Origin of the sequence: Staphylococcus durrellii (assembly GCF_015594545.1) — a bacterium.
Classification (GTDB): domain Bacteria; phylum Bacillota; class Bacilli; order Staphylococcales; family Staphylococcaceae; genus Staphylococcus; species Staphylococcus durrellii.
The window spans coordinates 750,205-769,179 of sequence record NZ_JADIIO010000001.1 but is presented as its reverse complement, the minus strand read 5'-3'; the positions used below and the strand labels follow the sequence as shown (position 1 = coordinate 769,179).

Sequence of the window (18,975 nt, the reverse complement as noted above, 5' to 3'; positions counted from 1 at the left end):
GCAATTGTTATTTTTGACTTTGTTTTAGTGCTGCCTCTATAAACGCTTTGAATATAGGTTGAGGACGGTTGGGTCTTGATAAAAATTCTGGGTGGAATTGACAAGCAACAAAGAAATCATTAGATGGTATTTCCACCATCTCAATTAATCTACCATCTGGACTAGTTCCAGAAAATACCATGCCATTATCTTCAAGTTGCTGACGATAATCGTTGTTAAATTCATAACGATGACGATGTCTTTCTTCTATATCAGTTGAATTATAAATTCTTTGTGCTAACGTATTTGGTTGAATTCGACATGGATATAAACCTAAACGTAACGTCCCACCTAAATCTTCGATATCTTTTTGTTCAGGTAACAAGTCGATAATTGGGTATGGCGTGTTAGGATCTAATTCTGCTGAGTGAGCACCGTCCAAACCGATAACATGACGAGCAAATTCGACTGTTGCTAACTGCATGCCCAAACAAATACCAAAGTATGGCACATTATTTTCTCTAGCGTATTTGATTGCAGAGATTTTACCTTCACTAGCACGGAAACCAAATCCGCCTGGAACTAAGATGCCATCTACATCTGCTAAATATTCACTTACATTTTCATCAGTAACCTCACTTGAATCAATCCATTTCACAACTACGTCCTTTTTAAATGGATAACCAGCATGTTTCAATGATTCAACTACTGATAAATAAGCGTCTTGTAAGCTCACATATTTCCCAACTAGACCTATAGTAATATTGCCATCTAGACTATTAACCGTATCAAGCAAATATTGCCACTCATCTAATTGAGTTTCATATTTAGGATTTAATTGTAAACGTTCAATAACAATATCATCCATATCTTGTTTACTTAATTGTAATGGAATTTCATATAATGAATCTGCATCACGACATTCAATCACATTGGCTTTATCAATATCACAGAACAGTGCTACTTTATCTTTTAAATCTTGAGTCATTTCATATTCACTTCTTACAACAATTAGATCTGGTTGAATACCTAAACCACGTAATTCTTTCACACTATGTTGTGTGGGTTTAGTTTTCATTTCACCAGCCGCTTTAATATAAGGTAATAATGTGCAGTGTACATACATCACATTTTCTCTACCTAAATCACTTCTAATTTGTCTAATTGCTTCAATAAATGGTAAAGATTCAATATCACCAGTCGTACCGCCTATTTCAGTAATGACTACGTCGGCATTGGTACTTTCACCGGCTAATAATAAACGTTCTTTAATTTCATTTGTTATATGAGGTATAACTTGTACCGTACCACCTAAATAATCTCCACGTCGCTCTTTCTTAAGAACGTGTGAATATACTTTACCAGCCGTAACATTTGAATATTTATTCAAATTAATATCAATAAATCTTTCATAGTGACCTAAATCAAGATCCGTTTCTGCACCATCATCAGTAACAAATACTTCCCCATGTTGATATGGACTCATTGTACCTGGATCTACGTTTAAATATGGATCAAATTTTTGAATTGTTACTTTCAATCCACGATCCTTTAATAATCTACCTAAAGAAGCTGCCGTAATACCTTTACCAAGTGAGGAAACTACACCACCGGTTACAAAAATAAATTTTGTCATTTCTAATCCTCCTGTTAATCAAACAACCTTTTAATATTGTATTTTACTTAGGGTCTAATTCCTTTCTGATAGGGGTGATACACTTTAATATTAATTCTCTAAAAAGGTGCACCAGTGCTTGCTCACTTTATATAATATGTATAAAAATATAGTGCAAACACTAACCTTTTTGCTTAAACCTAACTTTTAAAAGTTCATTTGAAAAATAAAAAAACGCTCCCTCTCACAAATTTGTAAGGGGGAGCGTATATAATTTATACACGTCGTCCTAATTAAAGGAGCCCGAATAAAATTTTATCACGTTCACAGAAAAAGTCAATTGAATATCAAGAATTACTCTTAAGATTCTTCTTCTACTTCTTCGTCTTCTGATTCGTCTTCTGATTCGTCTTCTGATTCTTCGTCTTCTAGTTCTTCATCATCATCCTCGATGACTATTTCAGATTCATTAATTTCTTCTTCTACTTCTTCGTCTTCTGGATCATTTAAACCTTCTTGATCATCAGTGGCGTTCGGGATGTTATCATCGTCATCTCTTTCGTCTTCACCTAATAATTTAAGGTTTTTATCTTCTTCATCATCTTTGTCTAAAATGTCGAATTTTTGAATAGTTGGTGCAATTTTTTCTTCAATGTCATCTACAGAATACCAATCACGTAATCCCCATACATTTTCACCTACATTTAAAAAACGACCATCAGTGTTTAAATCAGTATAGAATTGTACAATTCTGTTTTCAATTTCATTATTCTCATAATGACCAATTGCTTTAAATTCATCAATAATATCATATAAATTCATTGTATCTGCTTTTTCGTTTAGTAGACTATATGCCATATCGATAAATGATTTTTCGTCAACCATCTCTTTAGTATAATCTTGAATTTTCATAGCTCATTAACTTCCTTTCGCACGCTTTTCTCACATTTATAAACACATTTCACTTAATTAATAGTAACAAATCTAAATTATAAAGGACAAACAATGATTACGCAATCAGTATTAATAATTTATATACTTTTCGAATATAACAAAATCTTCCCCTTCTTCGAAAGCTACAAAATTACTATTTAAACATAGGGATTTCAATTCATTTCGCTCGCCATATAAAGTTATCGTAATTACATTTACACCGTCAAAACTTTTTCTAACAAATGTAGGTAATTGTCTTAAAGCGCTTTGTGCAATACCGCTCAAACGTTCAGAAGCATCTACTTCAATGGATGTAATATTTATTCTCTTGTTATGTTGTTCAACAGCAATAAATCCCACTTTTGAATCATCTTTAATTAAATCTATAATATTAATGCCATATCTATAGTCTCCTTCATTCATAACCAGCGACAGTGATGAAACATATTTAGCATCTAAATCTAAATAATATAATCTTTCTTTGCCAATTGGACCTTCTTCTTTAGTTGCGGTATGCATAAATCCAGCTCTTTCATATAAATTCCATGCTCCTTTATTTTCTGCATCTACAACTAAATACAAATGATTGAAATCTGGATATACCGTTTGCACATATTGAGGAATATACATCATTATCTGAGTACCATAGCCGCTACCTTGAAAGGCCTCATTAATAGATAGAGATCTTATATAAACGACTTGTTTAGGTGTGTCATAACCTTCATGTTGATAATATTGATGCAACACAAAAAATCCTATAACTTGATTGTCTTGATTTAACACGATATTTGCAATTCTATCATCATCGCTAATTGCTTCATCTAGCACATCCTTAGGCAAAGACGAATATATTTGTTGCCGTTCACTTAATTTAAAATCATATAGCGCTTGGCGATATTGTTCTTCAAATTCTTGAACTTTTATGCTTTTAAATTGTTTCCTAATAACCATAATTAAACCCCTATGCGTTTTATTTATTGCTTATTTATTACCACTAAAAGAATAAAATTAATCTTTTTAAAATAACTTAAGCTTTATTTTAAAAAGCAGTTCATTAACCAATTAATACCATATTTATCTATTACTTGCCCATGCATTGCATTAAAGAATGTTTTTTCTAAAGGCATATGAGGATTTCCACCTTCACTTAATGATTTATAAACATTTTCTTGTTCAGTTAAACTATCAAAAGTTAAAATCAAAGCCGTGTTTTCATTACTAAAAGCCTTACCATAATTATTTGATAAATGTAGTACAATCATATCAGATATATGCAATTCAGCATGTAATATACGATTTTTATTTTGGTTTAATATTTTTACTTTTCCATCAAATACTTGTTGGTAAAATGCTATAGCTTCATCAACATTCTCAACAGTAATATAAGGACTTAATTGAATCATTTAAACTTCCCCTTTAAGTTATATGTTATTTTTCATTATTTTATTATATTATTAGTTATAATGTAAATTTTTTAAGGGGGGGCACTGTAATGAAAATTGGTATTGATGCTGGGGGTACACTTATTAAAATAGTAAGACAATATGATAATTACAGAGAATACGAAACTGTACCTACTACAGAAATTGATAAAGTAATACGGTGGTTAAATAATCATAGTTGTGATGATATAAGTTTAACTGGTGGCCACGCTGCAACTATAAACCAACAGTTAAATTGCTCTGCTCATATATTTGTAGAGTTTGACGCAGCTGCAAAAGGGCTAAATATTTTGCTAAATGAACAAGGGCATGATTTAGATAATTATATCTTTACTAATGTAGGTACCGGTACTTCTTTGCATTTTTCAGATGGAAATACTCAATCTCGTGTAGGTGGAATTGGTGCCGGTGGTGGTATGATTCAAGGTCTTGGTTATTTATTAAGTGGCATTAAAGATTATGAAGAGTTAACCGATATAGCACAAAGTGGAAATAGAGAACTCATTGATTTAAAAGTAAAGCATATTTACAAAAATACCGAGCCTCCTATACCTGGCGACTTAACTGCTGCAAACTTTGGTAATGTATTACACAATATTGATGTAGCATTTACTGCTTCTGATAAATTAGCATGTGTTATTGGTCTCGTTGGCGAAGTGATTACAACTATGTCTATCACGGTAGCAAGAGAACATAATACTGAACATGTTGCATATATTGGTTCATCATTCCACAACAATTTTTTGTTAAGAAAAGTAGTTGAAGATTATACAATATTAAGAGGGTTCAAACCTTATTATGTTGAGCATGGCGCATTTTCAGGCGCGTTGGGTAGTATAATCTTACAATAATAAAGTTAATACTGACGTTAAAAATCCAAAAAAGTGGCAATCACATATTAAAAATAGTGTGAGCGCCACTTTTCATGTAAAAAAATAAATAAGACAGCTTAAATAGTAAGTTTATCAGATAATACTTGCGCAGATACCACTGTACCTATAACGCCAGGTTTTAAGTCAAGGGCAACTGCCTTATCATCGTCTCTTAAAATATCAAGCCAGTCTTCAAATACTTGGCCTTCAACTTCGATGATTCCACACTCTTCAAAGTCTTCATCTCTCACTTTTTCAGCTTGACTTTTCACACTCCATACTGGCATGATATTAGGTCTTTCATGTTCATCATCACTTATTAATATAAACTGTTTTTGTTGTTGCGAAGATAATCCATACACTGAATCTGTTTTCACAATTGTGTTATTAAATTCTTTAATACGAATGTTATCTAAATCAGTCATTAATTCGTCTGTACAAGTTGCGATTTCGACTAAGTCACCATCGTTATTAGATGTTGGATTTATAAGTACCTCTTCATGTTCATCAAAAATTTCATCCATTTCGTAAGTAACAAACTTATCAATATCTAACGTTTTTATTTCATCATATTCAGCGTTAGCCTTAGACAAATAATGCTCAGCTGTATCTTTACGAGTCCAGATTGCAATTACATTTTTACCTAAAATATCTTGTTTCACTATTTTATTTTTATTGATAGCTAAGTAAATTTTTTCTGTCACAAGTATATCTTGGTAAAAAGTATATGATTTGTAAGACATTTTTGCACCCCAATTCTTAATTAAGTTACATATAAAATATATCTTACCTGAGCCTCACTCGTCAATGACAGCGCCATTCATAACCTACTAAAGATTTTTAAGTTACTCAATTTCATTTAAAAATGCTTGCTCATATGCTTTTACCTGCTGTTTTGATTTTGCATGCCAAATACAGCCAAAACGAGATGACACGTTTCTATCTTTGTACCAATCCCCATCATAATAAGACAAAGGAAATAATACGCCCTTTTGTATATATTTGCAGATTGTTTGAAAAAATTGCTCATTATTATTAGGTGCAATATAACTATAAAATTTATGATACCCATCCGTTAGTGTAGGTTCTAAAAGTAACATGCTCGTCGAGCCGTTTTGTCTAAAATTTAAATCTATAGCGTAAACTTCACCTATATTATCTATTAATAAATCAAAGCCTGCAATGCCAATAAACCCTTCTTTAATACCATTACGCATTATTTCTTTTCCCGCTTCTATAACTACCTCAGGCACATGTTGCGCGTTTTGATTACCATTATAAAACCCATACTTATTAGTAAGTTGTTCTGCTGAACCGATATATTGTAATCCATTTTTTTTAGAATAAGCGAATTGTACACAATAGTTGGCTACCGCTTCAATTTTTTGTTCAATAATTAAACTATTAGTATCATCTTTTGCTTGTGCAACTCGCTTTTTAGCTTGTGCTAAATCTTCATTATTATAGCAAATCATAACGCCATAACCACCAGCAGTCGGTAATTCATCTCCTGGTTTAATAACAAACGGAAAATGCCATTGATTGACTGCATCTTCAAAATCTTGTATATCGACAACTTGCCTTTGTGGTAAAAAACGGCCATTAGTCCATTGTGGTATTTTAGCTTTGTTATTTAATGCCACAAAAACATCCTTATCAAGTGCATAATATGCTTTAGCAAGTATTTGTTCATCATGGATATATTGAAAAAATATCCTTTTGTCTTCTTCATGCGCTAGCTTTTGTAATAATAATTCATAAGAAGATTTGTCATTAAATTTATAAATATTATTAGGAATTTTAGTTCCTATCATTTCAAACAATTGAGCTAATTTGTCAGTAACACATGCTTCATGAACTATCACTGACATTTCATTAGCGATAAGTAATTCCCTGCCAGTCAAAAAATTAGATTGATGTTCTTCCGGTGCCAACCATGGATTAGAAACATATGAAGGTCTAGAAGTGTAAATTGTGTCATCATTGTAAAGATCGCTAAGTGTTAATTTAGTGCTAAGCGAACTTTTTTTCATCATAATCAGTGCCCCTTTGCATGTTGATGCTCTTCAACAATCTCTTTAAACAATTTATTATTTTCAATTAATTCTAAACCCATTAAGGCTAGTATTTTTCCGCCACGAATAAGTGCTTGATCACCATGTGAACTTGCCGCTGCTTCTCTAAAACGATGTGTATGCCCTACTAAGTTTTTAGACCCAATTTTAATATGAGGATGAATAGTTGGCACAACATGACTAACATTACCAGTATCTGTTGAGCCATAGCCAAAATCATCATCGCTTACATCTTCATCCATCTCAGTCGCATATTTAGCAAATAAATCATCTAACTTAGAAGTTCTAATAAATTCATTCACACCGTTTTGAATTGGTCCAAATTCATAATCACAGCCTGTTTGTATAGCTGCACCTTTCGCAATTTGACCTACTCTTTCAGTTAAGATATCTAATTCTTTACGTGTTGTTGAGCGTGTATAAAATCTAGCATGAGTATAGTCAGGAATAATATTTGCCGCTTTACCTCCATCTAAAATCACACCATGTACACGTTGACTCTTCGTAATATGTTGTCGCAATTGCGCTACACCATTAAAATAAGAAATCATTGCATCTAGCGCATTCAAAGCTTCATGAGCATTTTCTGAAGCGTGAGTACTTTTACCATAAAATTTAATATCTAAAACATCTACCGCTAACGTATTTATTGTTTTATAGGTCTCGTTACCTGGGTGTACCATTAAAGCAACGTCTATTTCATCAATGACGCCTTCATTCACGTACGAGGCTTTAGCACTGCCATTAACACCGCCTTCTTCAGCAGGACAACCTAACACGACTACTTTTCCACCAATATCATCTACTGTCTTGGTTAAAGCAGTACCCGCCAAAACACTCGCTGTACCTATAATGTTATGTCCACACGCGTGTCCTAATCCTGGTAACGCATCGTACTCAGCTAAAAATCCAATAGTTGGACCTATTTTCCCGCTATCATATCTAGCAATAAATCCAGTTGCATGACCTGCGATATCAGTTTCTATCTCAAAGCCTTGTGATTTTAAATGTTCAATTAAAGTTCTAGATGCGAATATTTCTTCGTTCCCAAGTTCTGGGCGTTGATGTATTTGATGACTCATTTCAATATAATTTAATTTTTCATTTTCTATATAATCTAATATAACTTGTTTATTTTCCATACTATCTCCACCCTTCTTTCACTGATTGTTAACATTATTTTGTCATTCTAATACTTTACAATTTGTGGTAAATTGAGTAATTAAATTGTACAAAATGATAACGAATTATTACTTATTCTATCGGTTTTATATATTTTTGTCATTATTTTTTCTTACTATTCAAAAAATAACTTCAGAGAATTATGTTTTCGAAAAAAGGACTCAATTGTAAAAGTATATTGCTCTTGTTACAATTATATTATTGACTCAATAGGAGGGATTAGCATGCCAAAAATGAATGTTGAAAGCTTTAATTTAGATCATACTAAAGTAGTGGCACCATTTATTCGCTTAGCCGGCACTATGGAAGGACTTAATGGTGACGTTATTCACAAATATGATATTCGATTTAAACAACCTAACAAGGAACACATGGATATGCCAGGATTACACTCATTAGAACATTTAATGGCTGAAAATATCAGAAATCATTCTGATAAAGTTGTAGATGTGAGCCCAATGGGATGTCAAACTGGTTTCTATGCTTCCTTTATAAATCATGACGATTATGATGACGTACTTAATATTGTAGAACAAACATTAAAAGACGTCTTACAAGCCACTGAAGTACCTGCATGTAATGAAGTACAATGTGGATGGGCAGCTAGTCATTCATTAGATGGTGCGAAAAAAATCGCACAAGCATTTTTAGATGAACGTCAACAATGGAATGAAGTCTTTAGTGACGCTAAATAAAATAGATTTTCAGATAGTAATAAAATAACCTGATGGATAGTAATTATATCCACCAGGTTATTTTTTATTTAGAAAAATCATTTAAAGTTTAGATATTGTTCTTATTAATACAAATTGTAAAGGTATACGTGCATATAATATCCATTGCGGCAATTGTTTGTTGCCTAATGGTAATGATTTACGCGCCATATAAATATTAGCAGGCATAACTGAAATTAAAAATAGATTTATTAATTTTTTCATTGTGTTAGTAGGTCTTTTAATAATTAAATAAATGCCGGTAATCATCTCGACGATACCTGTTAATAACACAGCTGTTTTTCTTAATGGCAAGTATTCAGGAACAATCTTTCTGAATGATTGTTCATCTTTAAAATGTAAAAATCCAGCGATTGAAAATATTGTCCCTAAAATTATTCTTAGTATTTTCATTATTTTTCCACCCCTAGTTCTGTTAAATAACTTCTACCATATTTAGGTAATGAAACATCAAAATTGTCTGCAATCGTAGCTCCTATCGAGCTAAATGTATCATCTTGTGCTAATTCATGATATTCAGTAATTTTCGGACTAAACATTAGTACTGGGATATATTCTCGCGTATGATCCGTGCCTTCTGCGGTTGGATCATTGCCATGATCTGCAGTTATAATAACTAAATCATCTTCTTTTAGCTTACTAATAAGTTCTGGCAAACGATTATCAAAATCTTTAATAGCTTGTGCGTATCCAGGTTTATCTCTACGATGCCCAAATTGCGCATCAAAATCAACTAAATTTAAAAAGCTTAAACCGTTAAAGTCTTGTTGCACAGTTTCAATGAGTTTATCCATACCATCCATATTGTTTTTAGTACGTATAGCTTGTGTTACACCTTCACCATCATAAATATCGTTTATTTTACCTAAAGCAATGACGTCATAACTTGCTTCTTTCAGTTCATTCATCACCGTCTTGCCAAAAGGTTTTAAAGCATAGTCATGACGATTAGAAGTACGAGTGAAGTTGCCTGGTTCACCTACATAAGGTCTTGCTATAATACGACCAATTAAATATTTAGGGTCTTTTGTAATTTCACGAACTTTTTCACAAATATCATATAACTCATCTAACGGTATAATGTCTTCGTGAGCTGCAATTTGTAACACAGGATCTGCAGAAGTATAAACGATTAGATCGCCTGTCTTCATTTGGTGTTCGCCCCATTCATCGATAATTGCTGTACCTGATGCAGGAATGTTTGCAACCACTTTACGTCCTGTCATTGATTCGATTTCATCTATTAATGCTTTGGGAAATCCATCTGGGTAAACTTTAAATGGTTGCATAATATTTAAGCCCATGATTTCCCAATGACCAGTCATTGTATCTTTTCCTACAGATGCTTCACTCATTTTAGTATAAAAACTTTCCGGGTTGCTTACTTTTTTAACTACAGGTAGCTTTTCAATGTTACCTAAACCTAATTTTTCTAAGTTTGGTAAATCTTGATCGAAGCCTTCTAACGTGTGTCTTAAAGTATGACTGCCTTCGTCATTAAATGCTGCCGCGTCTGGTCCTTCTCCAATGCCTACGGAATCCATAACAATTAGATGGATTCTTTTAAAAGGTGTAGTCATAGTTCCACTCCCTATTCAGTAATAATTTTATGAATCAACGTCGGATTATTGCCTTTTTCACTGATAGTGATACTATTGTTTAATTTTTCTTTAACATTATCAATATTTTCACTATTAGAATGAATCGTTAGTAAAGAGTCACCTTTCTTAACTTGGTCTCCGACTTTTTTGTTTAATACAATACCAACACTAAGATCGATATCGTCTTCTTTTGTCTGTCTCCCTGCACCTAACATCATAGATACCACACCAATTTCATTGGCAATAATTTCAGTCACTACTCCACTTTCTTGCGCAGGTAATGCTATTTGATATTTCGCTTGTGGTAATTTGGTTACGTCATCAACAACTGATGCATCACCATCTTGATTAGCTAAAAATGTTTTAAAACAAGCTAATGCCGTGCCATTATTTATCGCTTCTTTTAACATCATTTCCGCCTCATGCAAGTCTTTAGCTTTATTACTAAGTACGACCATCTGTGAGCCCAGTGTTAGCACTAGTTCGGTTAAATCTTTCGGACCTTTACCTTGTAATGTTTCAATTGCTTCTTTGACTTCAAGTGCGTTACCTACAGCATTTCCAAGTGGTTGGCTCATATCAGATATAATTGCCATTGTTTTACGTCCTACGTTATTTCCGATACTTACCATCGCATGAGCTAAAGCTTCAGCTTCTTCTATTGTTTTCATAAAAGCACCATTACCTGTTTTAACGTCTAACACAATTGCGTCAGCGCCTGCTGCTATCTTTTTACTCATAATCGATGATGCTATTAACGGAATAGAATTAACTGTACCGGTAACATCGCGTAAACCATATAATTTTTTATCAGCTGGCGTTAAATTACCAGACTGACCAATAACAGCAACTTTGGCTTCATTTACAAGTTGCGTAAATTTATCTTCTGTTATTTCGACATGAAAACCTTTAATTGATTCTAATTTATCAATTGTTCCTCCTGTATGTCCTAACCCACGACCGCTCATTTTAGCAACAGGTACACCGACAGAAGCAACTAATGGAGCTAACACTAATGTAGTTGTATCTCCAACTCCTCCTGTTGAATGTTTATCTACTTTAATACCTTCAATATTGGATAAATCAATGACATCACCTGAATTAACTATAGCCATCGTTAACGCTGCTCTTTCTTCTTCATTCATATCTTGAAAAAATATAGCCATCGCTAAACTTGAGGCTTGGTAATCAGGTATGTCTCCTTTTGTGTACCCGTCAATAAAAAATTCAATTTCATCTTTAGTTAAAGCATTACCGTCTCTTTTCTTTTCAATAATATCAACCATTCTCATATAAAAAGCCTCCCCTTCATGTTGTTTAACATTCCCCGAAAACAAGTTCTCAGTTAATTATTTCCCTTAATTAATAGTCTGAATCACTTTGCAATCCTTGAATAATTTGTACACCGGCGCTTGCACCAATACGTGTAGCACCTGCTTCTATCATTGCATTAAAGTCTTCTAAGTTTCGTACGCCACCTGATGCTTTTACTTCAAGGTCGTCACCAACTGTTTGTTTCATTAACTTAACATCTTCAGGCGTAGCGCCTCCTCCTGCAAAACCAGTAGAAGTTTTAACAAAATCTGCACCTGCAGCTTTACTTAATTCGCAAGCTCTAACCTTTTCTTCATCTGTTAATAAACAAGTTTCGATGATGACTTTAACTGTTTTGCCATTTGCAGCACCGATAACGCCTTCAATATCTTTTTGAACTGCTTCAAAACTCCCATCTTTTAGTGCTCCGATATTAATTACCATATCTATTTCGTCCGCGCCATTTTTAATAGCATCTTCAGTTTCATAGATTTTTGTAGCTGTAGTTGAAGCCCCTAAAGGGAAACCAATGACTGTACATACCATTACTTTAGTGTTTACAAGTTGTTGTGCAGCATAGTTTACATGCGTAGGATTGATACATACTGATTTAAATTCATAATCCCGCGCCTCGCTAATAATTTTATCAATTTGTTCTTTCGTAGATTCTGGTTTTAATAAAGTATGGTCAATATATTTTGCGTAATTCATAAAATCCTCCTAGTGTTTATAAAATGTAGCCCTAACAAAATCAAAACTATTATTTGTATATTAATGTCAGTTCATATTAATTTTATAATTTTACGACCTTAATAGCTACTAATTTTCCTTTTGGGCAAACAATTTATAAATGTTTATTCATATAATATTTTACAAAAAATAGCAAAAAATATAAACAAATGTTATCTTTATTTTAAAGAATGATATTAAAGGAGAAGATTAACTATGACTCAAGGGACACCACACATTCAACCTAATGGAAAAAAAATTGCCAAAACTGTTTTAATGCCTGGCGATCCACTTCGCGCTAAATATATTGCCGAAAACTTTTTAACAAATGTAGAACAATTTAATGAAGTACGCAATATGTTTGGCTACACTGGAACCTATAAAGGGAAGGAAGTATCTGTAATGGGTTCTGGTATGGGAATTCCAAGCATTGGCATTTATTCATATGAACTTTATAACTTTTTCAACGTTGACACTATTATTCGTATTGGTTCTTGTGGTGCTTTACAAAATAATGTAAATCTTTATGACATTATTATCGCTCAAGGTGCATCCACAAATTCAAGCTATATAGATCAATATAATATTCCTGGTCACTATGCACCATTGGCTGATTTCGACTTACTTTTAAAAGCAAAACAACAAGCCGATGCGTTAGGTGCAACAAGTCATGTCGGTAATATATTATCTTCTGACACCTTTTATAATGCAGACAGTACTTTCAATGATCAATGGCAACGTATGGGTATCTTAGGTATTGAAATGGAATCCGCAGCATTATATTTAAATGCTACTTACGCTAATAAAAAAGCATTAGGTATTTTTACAGTAAGTGATCATATATTAAAAGATGAAGCAACTACGGCAGAGGAAAGACAAAATTCTTTCACACAAATGATGGAAATCGCCTTAGAAATCGCTGAATAAGCGTTCTATGTGAGACTGGGACATATATCCCAAACAAGTAGCCCTTAAATTATTTCTGAGTTGAAATGATTTAAAGGCTACTTTTAATTTTATATAACTCGCTTTCTAGCAGAGGACCTTAGACTGTAATCTTCAGTTCTTCCTCTTCACTTGGTAATATCGTCAATAATGTTAAACTAATGTAATTAGTTCCCCTAGCCAAATATTGCTGGAACGACCCTAATTTCACTTTATCTATTCAAGTCAAATCACAAAATTACATAAAAGCAAAAAAAACGTCAATTACTATGTTTTTCCAACAGTAATTGACGTTTTTTATAATCAAAGTTATTTGTGTCTCGGACGCTTATTATATTTAATGAATTTAATTATTCGCCTAAATAAGATTTTAACATCCAGTTATGTTTTTCAATATTTGTTTGCATACCAATAAACATATCTTCAGTTACATCATCATCAGCATTTGAAGCAACTGCAATAGCTTCATCTAATTGTTTTGCAACGTTAGTAAAATCTTTTGATAATTCTTCAACCATTTCTTCAGCTTTATAACCTTTACCAGCTTCTTCAATAATTGATATTTCTAAACTTTCTTTTAACGTTGCAACCGGATTACCACCCACAGCTAAAATACGTTCAGCTAAATCATCAATATATTGGCTTGCTTCATCGTATAATTCTTCAAATTTAGTGTGTAGCGAGAAGAAATTAGGCCCTTTAACATACCAATGAAAATTGTGTAATTTAGTAAACGCTACCGTCCAGTTTGCTACTTGTTTATTTAATACTTCTACTACTTGTGTATTATTAGTCATTTATAATTGCTCCTTTGTTTGTATATTTATTTAACCACTTCATTACAATTACTATTATATTATAATTATTATAATCTGTAAAGATAATTCGTCTTTTAAATTATAATAATTACAATCTAAAGGGTTTCGATTACAAATATCCAACTATTTACTTTTCATTTCTTTACGATAAGGCATAGCACCTTGTGCACCGAGTCGAGTTACTGATAGACTACCTGCCTTATTGGCAAAGTCAATTGCTTCAGCTAAATTTTTATTCTCAATTAGAGCCACTGCTAATGCACCATTAAATGTATCACCCGCACCAGTAGTATCGACTACTTTTTGTTGATGACCAGCAATGTTACGAACAGCTGTGTCAAAATAAACTGCTCCTTGATCGCCTCTAGTCACAATTAACTTTTTCCGGTAATGTTCTAACATCTTTTCTAAATCTTTACCAAAAAGTAATTCATTCTCACTTTCATTTGGCGTTAAATAAGTGACTTTATCAATAGTTTGCTGAGCAATCGTTCTATATGGTGCTGGATTTAAAATAACTTTTAAATTGTTAGTAAAGGCATAATTAACCACCGCATCAACCGTTTCGGCAGGGATTTCTTGTTGTAGTAAAATAATATCGTCCTCATTAAAAAAATCTAATTTGGGTAGTACTTTTTGAGGAGTAATATAATTGTTCGCCCCTGGAATAACTATAATTCTATTATCATTATCAAATAACGTTATATGGGCAGTACCAGTTTCCACATCTTCTATGACATCCATAAAATCTGTATTAACATTATTTTCTTTTAAATTATTAATAACTCGAGTGCCATAAGCGTCATTTCCTACTGCACCTATCATATATACTTGGGAAGACAACCTCGCTGCTGAAACTGCTTGATTAGCTCCTTTTCCTCCTGGACTGGTAAAGAAGGACTCTCCCAATACTGTTTCTCCCGCGTCTGGAATTTTGTGCGTATTAACTATTAAATCTATTGATGAACTACCAACCACGATGATTTTATTCATAGTTTGCCTCCACTTAAAATTAATCTATAAAGAAAGATTGTTCATATTCATTAGGTTTATGCCAATGTGTTTTCCACATACTATTTCTGTTATTAGCAAATAGGTTGTAGCCAAAATCACGAATAAACCTAGGCGTTATTCTTATAAATAAACCTAACCATTTAAAAGTAGTTAGGGATGTAATTAATGTTGCGATAGCGTCTGATTTAAATTGTAAATTATCGCCCTCTTGTAATATCACACTGTCAAAACGTCTTGCCTCAGGATATTCTTGTTGTAAATGTTGACCTGCTGAACCTTTTAAAGTAGCAAATTGATAGCGCGTAGACAGTCCATTTTGTATTAACCAAATAGCAAAATTATAACAATACACACAACCACCGTCATAATAAATAATTGGCATGTTAAGCACCTCACTTTTTAATTACTTAATTATACTATATCCATAAGTATCGAATTTAAATCATTTTATCTATTATTTAATTTTCAGAAAACCGCTTAATTGAAATGATGTATTGATAAATCGATTTTATCAATACGCTTTTATATGGTTATCTCTATACTAAAATAGTAAAGCTAAACGCTATTACAACTACAAAAAGAGAGGCTGAAGCACCATGTTCTGCCTCAGTCTCTCATAATTTAGTTTATTAATCCTGGTTTACTTTAACGATACGAGTATACTTTAAAAATTGTTCAGAATAATGATTCTTTATCTCATTTAAACTCTCACAAGTGATACCAACAATGTGCCAATTAGGGTTAAAGTGATAGAATGAATCTTTTTTCCGAGACCATTTTATCATATTACCCTTCTTGTTATATCTAGGCATTGTTACCTCATAACCTTCTAAAACATTAATAAAGGCTTGGAAAATGTCCGGATCTATACGGTGAAAATTATCGATAACAAGGTAGCTTTTATCTTTTCTAGGCATTAATTCTGTAATAAAACCTTCTCTAAAATAGAGTGCGCCCGATTCATTAGGCAAATACTTTCCATAAAGCATGTCTTCTGTGAAATCAGGATGGCCCGTTGTAATTACAGGATGTGCATTAGTTTTTTGTAATAAGTCTTCGGCAGCTTTCAAACCGGGATCCCCTGGTTCAACTACTAACAAGATAAATGGTTTAAGTTCTTCATTTTGTTCTTCAATCAGTTGTTCATTACCAACGGCTTCAAACTGTGGTTTTAAACCATTATTTTCACTCATATCAACAATAGATTCAAATTGAGTTTCAGATAAACTAGCGATTGCTTGTTTTGTATTTTCTTGTAGAAAATATAAATTTTTTAATTTAGGATGCTTATTTAAAGTTGATAATGATACTGGTGAAATCTCTTTTTCATAGTACACTTCTATTGCTGTACTGTTTGTTCGTCCAGGGATAGGTGATTTTTCATGAATATGACGCGTTATTTCTCCTAATCCAATTACAGATTGATCTTGATTTTTATCATAGAATACAACTCTATCGCCTTGTTCAAGTTGTGTATAAAAATGATAGCCATTTCTTTTAATGCCATTATACGTATGGGTAAACAGGGTATATGTCTCGCCTGCTGTAAAGTCTTCTGATTCGGATAAAAAGAAATATCTTGGTACTTTTATTTCACCTTTACCTAAACTGACTATTAAATCAAACTCTTCCTTAGTAATTTGATTAAACAGAGTTTCTTTCATATTGCTCATTCTAAATTCTAAGCGTTCGCTTCTTTTCAGGTAGTCAGCGGTTAGTGGTTTTAATTGAGCTTTAAGTTCAAAATGTACACGAGTTTTATTTTGTGCACCAGTTTGCACGCTAGTTATTTCACCGTAACCTAATAATCCAGTGTCCATTTGTACTTGATAGAAGATGACTTGATCTCCGACTTTAGCTTGCTTAAATGCACGAAAGCCTTGTGATGGATTAAATTGAGCACCTGCCTCGAATAATGTAGTTTGACCTACGAGTGGTTCATTGTGATTCCAACGATTATAGCCACAATTTAACCAAAAATAGCTTGTTTCCTCTGACATTTATGATACTCCTAACACTGTAAAATTTTTATCTTTCCTATTATATTCGTATTGCATTGTTCAAACAACCATAAACTTAAATCATGTAACCCCTATAATAAATAAGGTCTTTCTTTATTATGTATTAAGCTTACGGTTAGCTATTTATCATTGTAAATGAACCCAGTAACGGCATAATATTGATTAATATCCCGCCTAACTTTAACATGCCACTTATCTCTTTATTAGGAATAGTAATTAATGTACTAATAATTCCTAATAAAGCAACTAACATTGGAAACATTAACGACGGGTATTTAGGTATATGCAAAAATACTCCAGCACCTGAAATAAGACCACATGCTAACGCTACATATAAAAATTTATACATTACAGCCACCTCTTAAATTTATATCTATAAGTAACTAATAATAATTTCAAACTCTCCTTCAAACACTGTATCTAAATCATCAGAAGTGAGTATAAAATTATTGCCCCCCTTAATATCATACATATAGCCATCGATAATTACTTGACCTTCACCTTTTAAAATTGATACGAGCACAAATTCTCTAGGTTTCATATAGTTTAAAGTGCCTGATACTACCCATTTAACGATAGTAAAAAAATCATTAGAGACAAGTTTAATTAATTTATGATTTTCTACCATCTCAGTATCTGGCGTTATATTGATATGCTCATTAAAAACTTCAATAACGTCTGTAGCTTTGTCTACTTGTAGTTGTCGATCTTCTCCATCAAGTGGCTTACGGCCATAATCATACAATCTATACGATACATTTGAAGCTTGCATCGTTTCATATGCAATAATCCCTTCCCCGATTGAATGAACTGTTCCTGCAGGAATGAAGTAAAACTCTCCAGGTTGCACTTTGATTTTATTAAATAAATTGCTAAAATCTTGCTCTGCTATTTTACTTTTAGCATCTTTTAGAGAATTAACGTTAAGACCATAAATTATCTCTGCATTTTCTTCTGCATCTATAATGTACCAACACTCTGACTTACCATACTGCCCATTTTCATTTTCATAAGCATAGGCATTGTCTGGGTGGACATGTATAGATAAAGGTTTGTTAGCATCCACAATTTTAGTCATCAGTGGAAAGTCCTTACTCGGAAAATCGCCAAACAATTCTCTATGATTTGTCCAAACATCATTTAAAGTTTCGCCCTTATATGGCCCGTTAATAATCTCACAATTACCATTTGGATGTGCAGAAATCCCCCACGCTTCTCCAATGTTGTGATTAGGTAATTTATAGCCTAATTGTTCTAAGTTGCTACCTCCCCATACTTTCGTATGAAAAACAGGTTGTAAAAATAACGGCATTGCTACACCTCCGAGAGTCATTCATTTTAATACATGTCGTAAATATATGGCTTAAATTGTATGTCACACGTTTCAAGCCTTATTTAACGATTTAAAAATGACATCTAAATTAATTCATTTAGTATTATATCAATAGTCGGTACACTTTAGTAGTATAATCTTAATATTCTCATCATTGACAAAGCGCTATACAACAAGTTTAGGTGTAATTTTAAACTATTATTTGGTTGAAAATATATTGTAAATACTATTATAATAAAACTATAGTTTAAAGCATTAAACTATGTGAGTCTTACGTATAAGGTAATTCATGATTAATAATTTGCTATTGGGAAGTGTGATGGCTTTCCAAAACTATAGAATTTGCTAGCCCAAACTTTTAAAGTTTG

The 18,975-nt window shown here is 32.7% G+C and carries 20 protein-coding genes; 3 read left to right on the top strand and 17 right to left on the bottom strand.

Annotation, left to right across the window (positions count from 1 at the left end; all coding sequences use genetic code 11):
- Window positions 1–7: 7 nt before the first annotated feature.
- From ISP02_RS03570 to ISP02_RS03555, 4 genes are all read right to left on the bottom strand, one after another.
- Entirely contained in the window at window positions 8–1,615 is a 1,608-nt protein-coding gene (locus ISP02_RS03570) for a CTP synthase (RefSeq protein ID WP_195720280.1), read from the bottom strand.
- Between the two features lie 339 nt (window positions 1,616–1,954).
- Window positions 1,955–2,506, bottom strand: a complete 552-nt coding sequence (gene rpoE, locus ISP02_RS03565) for a DNA-directed RNA polymerase subunit delta (RefSeq protein WP_195720279.1) — start codon at window positions 2,504–2,506, stop codon at window positions 1,955–1,957.
- 111 nt (window positions 2,507–2,617) lie between these two features.
- On the bottom strand, window positions 2,618–3,478 hold the full coding sequence (locus ISP02_RS03560; RefSeq protein WP_195720278.1) for a GNAT family N-acetyltransferase: 861 nt from the start codon (window positions 3,476–3,478) through the stop codon (window positions 2,618–2,620).
- An 83-nt stretch (window positions 3,479–3,561) separates the two neighbouring features.
- Entirely contained in the window at window positions 3,562–3,930 is a 369-nt protein-coding gene (locus ISP02_RS03555; protein ID WP_195720277.1) for a VOC family protein, read from the bottom strand.
- 89 nt (window positions 3,931–4,019) lie between these two features.
- On the opposite strand from ISP02_RS03555, the gene coaW reads away from it, so the two are divergent.
- The gene (gene coaW, locus ISP02_RS03550; protein ID WP_195720276.1) at window positions 4,020–4,820 is read left to right on the top strand and encodes a type II pantothenate kinase; all 801 of its coding nucleotides are present in this window, start codon (window positions 4,020–4,022) and stop codon (window positions 4,818–4,820) included.
- Window positions 4,821–4,918: 98 nt separating this feature from the next.
- Here the strand turns inward: coaW and ISP02_RS03545 are convergent, their stop codons facing one another.
- From ISP02_RS03545 to ISP02_RS03535, 3 genes are all read right to left on the bottom strand, one after another.
- Window positions 4,919–5,584, bottom strand: a complete 666-nt coding sequence (locus ISP02_RS03545; protein WP_195720275.1) for a DUF2750 domain-containing protein — start codon at window positions 5,582–5,584, stop codon at window positions 4,919–4,921.
- Between the two features lie 102 nt (window positions 5,585–5,686).
- Entirely contained in the window at window positions 5,687–6,874 is a 1,188-nt protein-coding gene (gene ldmS, locus ISP02_RS03540) for an L-aspartate--L-methionine ligase LdmS (protein WP_195721817.1), read from the bottom strand.
- Between the two features lie 5 nt (window positions 6,875–6,879).
- Complete coding sequence (locus ISP02_RS03535; RefSeq protein WP_195720274.1) at window positions 6,880–8,058, bottom strand: M20 family metallopeptidase; 1,179 nt, start codon at window positions 8,056–8,058, stop codon at window positions 6,880–6,882.
- Between the two features lie 264 nt (window positions 8,059–8,322).
- Between ISP02_RS03535 and ISP02_RS03530 the strand changes: the two genes are divergently transcribed.
- Complete coding sequence (locus ISP02_RS03530) at window positions 8,323–8,793, top strand: S-ribosylhomocysteine lyase (RefSeq protein WP_195720273.1); 471 nt, start codon at window positions 8,323–8,325, stop codon at window positions 8,791–8,793.
- Window positions 8,794–8,874: 81 nt separating this feature from the next.
- On the opposite strand, the gene ISP02_RS03525 is transcribed toward ISP02_RS03530, so the two are convergent.
- The 4 genes from ISP02_RS03525 to deoC all read right to left on the bottom strand — a co-directional run bounded on the left by ISP02_RS03525 (window position 8,875) and on the right by deoC (window position 12,458).
- Window positions 8,875–9,225, bottom strand: a complete 351-nt coding sequence (locus ISP02_RS03525) for a DoxX family protein (protein WP_195720272.1) — start codon at window positions 9,223–9,225, stop codon at window positions 8,875–8,877.
- Window positions 9,225–10,412, bottom strand: coding sequence for a phosphopentomutase (deoB, locus tag ISP02_RS03520; RefSeq protein ID WP_195720271.1), 1,188 nt, complete (start codon window positions 10,410–10,412; stop codon window positions 9,225–9,227). Before deoB ends, ISP02_RS03525 begins: the two co-directional genes overlap by 1 nt.
- An 11-nt stretch (window positions 10,413–10,423) precedes the next feature.
- Window positions 10,424–11,725 carry a pyrimidine-nucleoside phosphorylase gene (locus tag ISP02_RS03515; protein ID WP_195720270.1) on the bottom strand — a complete coding sequence of 434 codons (1,302 nt, stop codon included), beginning with the start codon at window positions 11,723–11,725 and terminating at the stop codon, window positions 10,424–10,426.
- Between the two features lie 70 nt (window positions 11,726–11,795).
- Complete coding sequence (gene deoC, locus ISP02_RS03510; protein WP_195720269.1) at window positions 11,796–12,458, bottom strand: deoxyribose-phosphate aldolase; 663 nt, start codon at window positions 12,456–12,458, stop codon at window positions 11,796–11,798.
- 234 nt (window positions 12,459–12,692) lie between these two features.
- Between deoC and deoD the strand changes: the two genes are divergently transcribed.
- A complete protein-coding gene (gene deoD / locus ISP02_RS03505) occupies window positions 12,693–13,403 on the top strand; it encodes a purine-nucleoside phosphorylase (RefSeq protein WP_195720268.1) in 711 nt (236 codons plus the stop codon).
- 368 nt (window positions 13,404–13,771) lie between these two features.
- Here the strand turns inward: deoD and ISP02_RS03500 are convergent, their stop codons facing one another.
- The 6 genes from ISP02_RS03500 to ISP02_RS03475 all read right to left on the bottom strand — a co-directional run bounded on the left by ISP02_RS03500 (window position 13,772) and on the right by ISP02_RS03475 (window position 18,586).
- Window positions 13,772–14,218, bottom strand: coding sequence for a Dps family protein (locus ISP02_RS03500; protein WP_195720267.1), 447 nt, complete (start codon window positions 14,216–14,218; stop codon window positions 13,772–13,774).
- 144 nt (window positions 14,219–14,362) lie between these two features.
- Window positions 14,363–15,232 carry a ribokinase gene (rbsK, locus tag ISP02_RS03495; protein WP_195720266.1) on the bottom strand — a complete coding sequence of 290 codons (870 nt, stop codon included), beginning with the start codon at window positions 15,230–15,232 and terminating at the stop codon, window positions 14,363–14,365.
- A 19-nt stretch (window positions 15,233–15,251) separates the two neighbouring features.
- Window positions 15,252–15,635 carry a thiol-disulfide oxidoreductase DCC family protein gene (locus ISP02_RS03490; RefSeq protein ID WP_195720265.1) on the bottom strand — a complete coding sequence of 128 codons (384 nt, stop codon included), beginning with the start codon at window positions 15,633–15,635 and terminating at the stop codon, window positions 15,252–15,254.
- Between the two features lie 247 nt (window positions 15,636–15,882).
- Window positions 15,883–17,253 carry an EVE domain-containing protein gene (locus ISP02_RS03485; RefSeq protein ID WP_195720264.1) on the bottom strand — a complete coding sequence of 457 codons (1,371 nt, stop codon included), beginning with the start codon at window positions 17,251–17,253 and terminating at the stop codon, window positions 15,883–15,885.
- A 136-nt stretch (window positions 17,254–17,389) separates the two neighbouring features.
- Window positions 17,390–17,623, bottom strand: coding sequence for a hypothetical protein (locus tag ISP02_RS03480; protein ID WP_195720263.1), 234 nt, complete (start codon window positions 17,621–17,623; stop codon window positions 17,390–17,392).
- 24 nt (window positions 17,624–17,647) lie between these two features.
- Window positions 17,648–18,586 (bottom strand): type I phosphomannose isomerase catalytic subunit, encoded by a 939-nt coding sequence (locus ISP02_RS03475; RefSeq protein ID WP_195720262.1) that lies wholly within the window; start codon window positions 18,584–18,586, stop codon window positions 17,648–17,650.
- Between the last annotated feature and the right edge of the window lie 389 nt (window positions 18,587–18,975).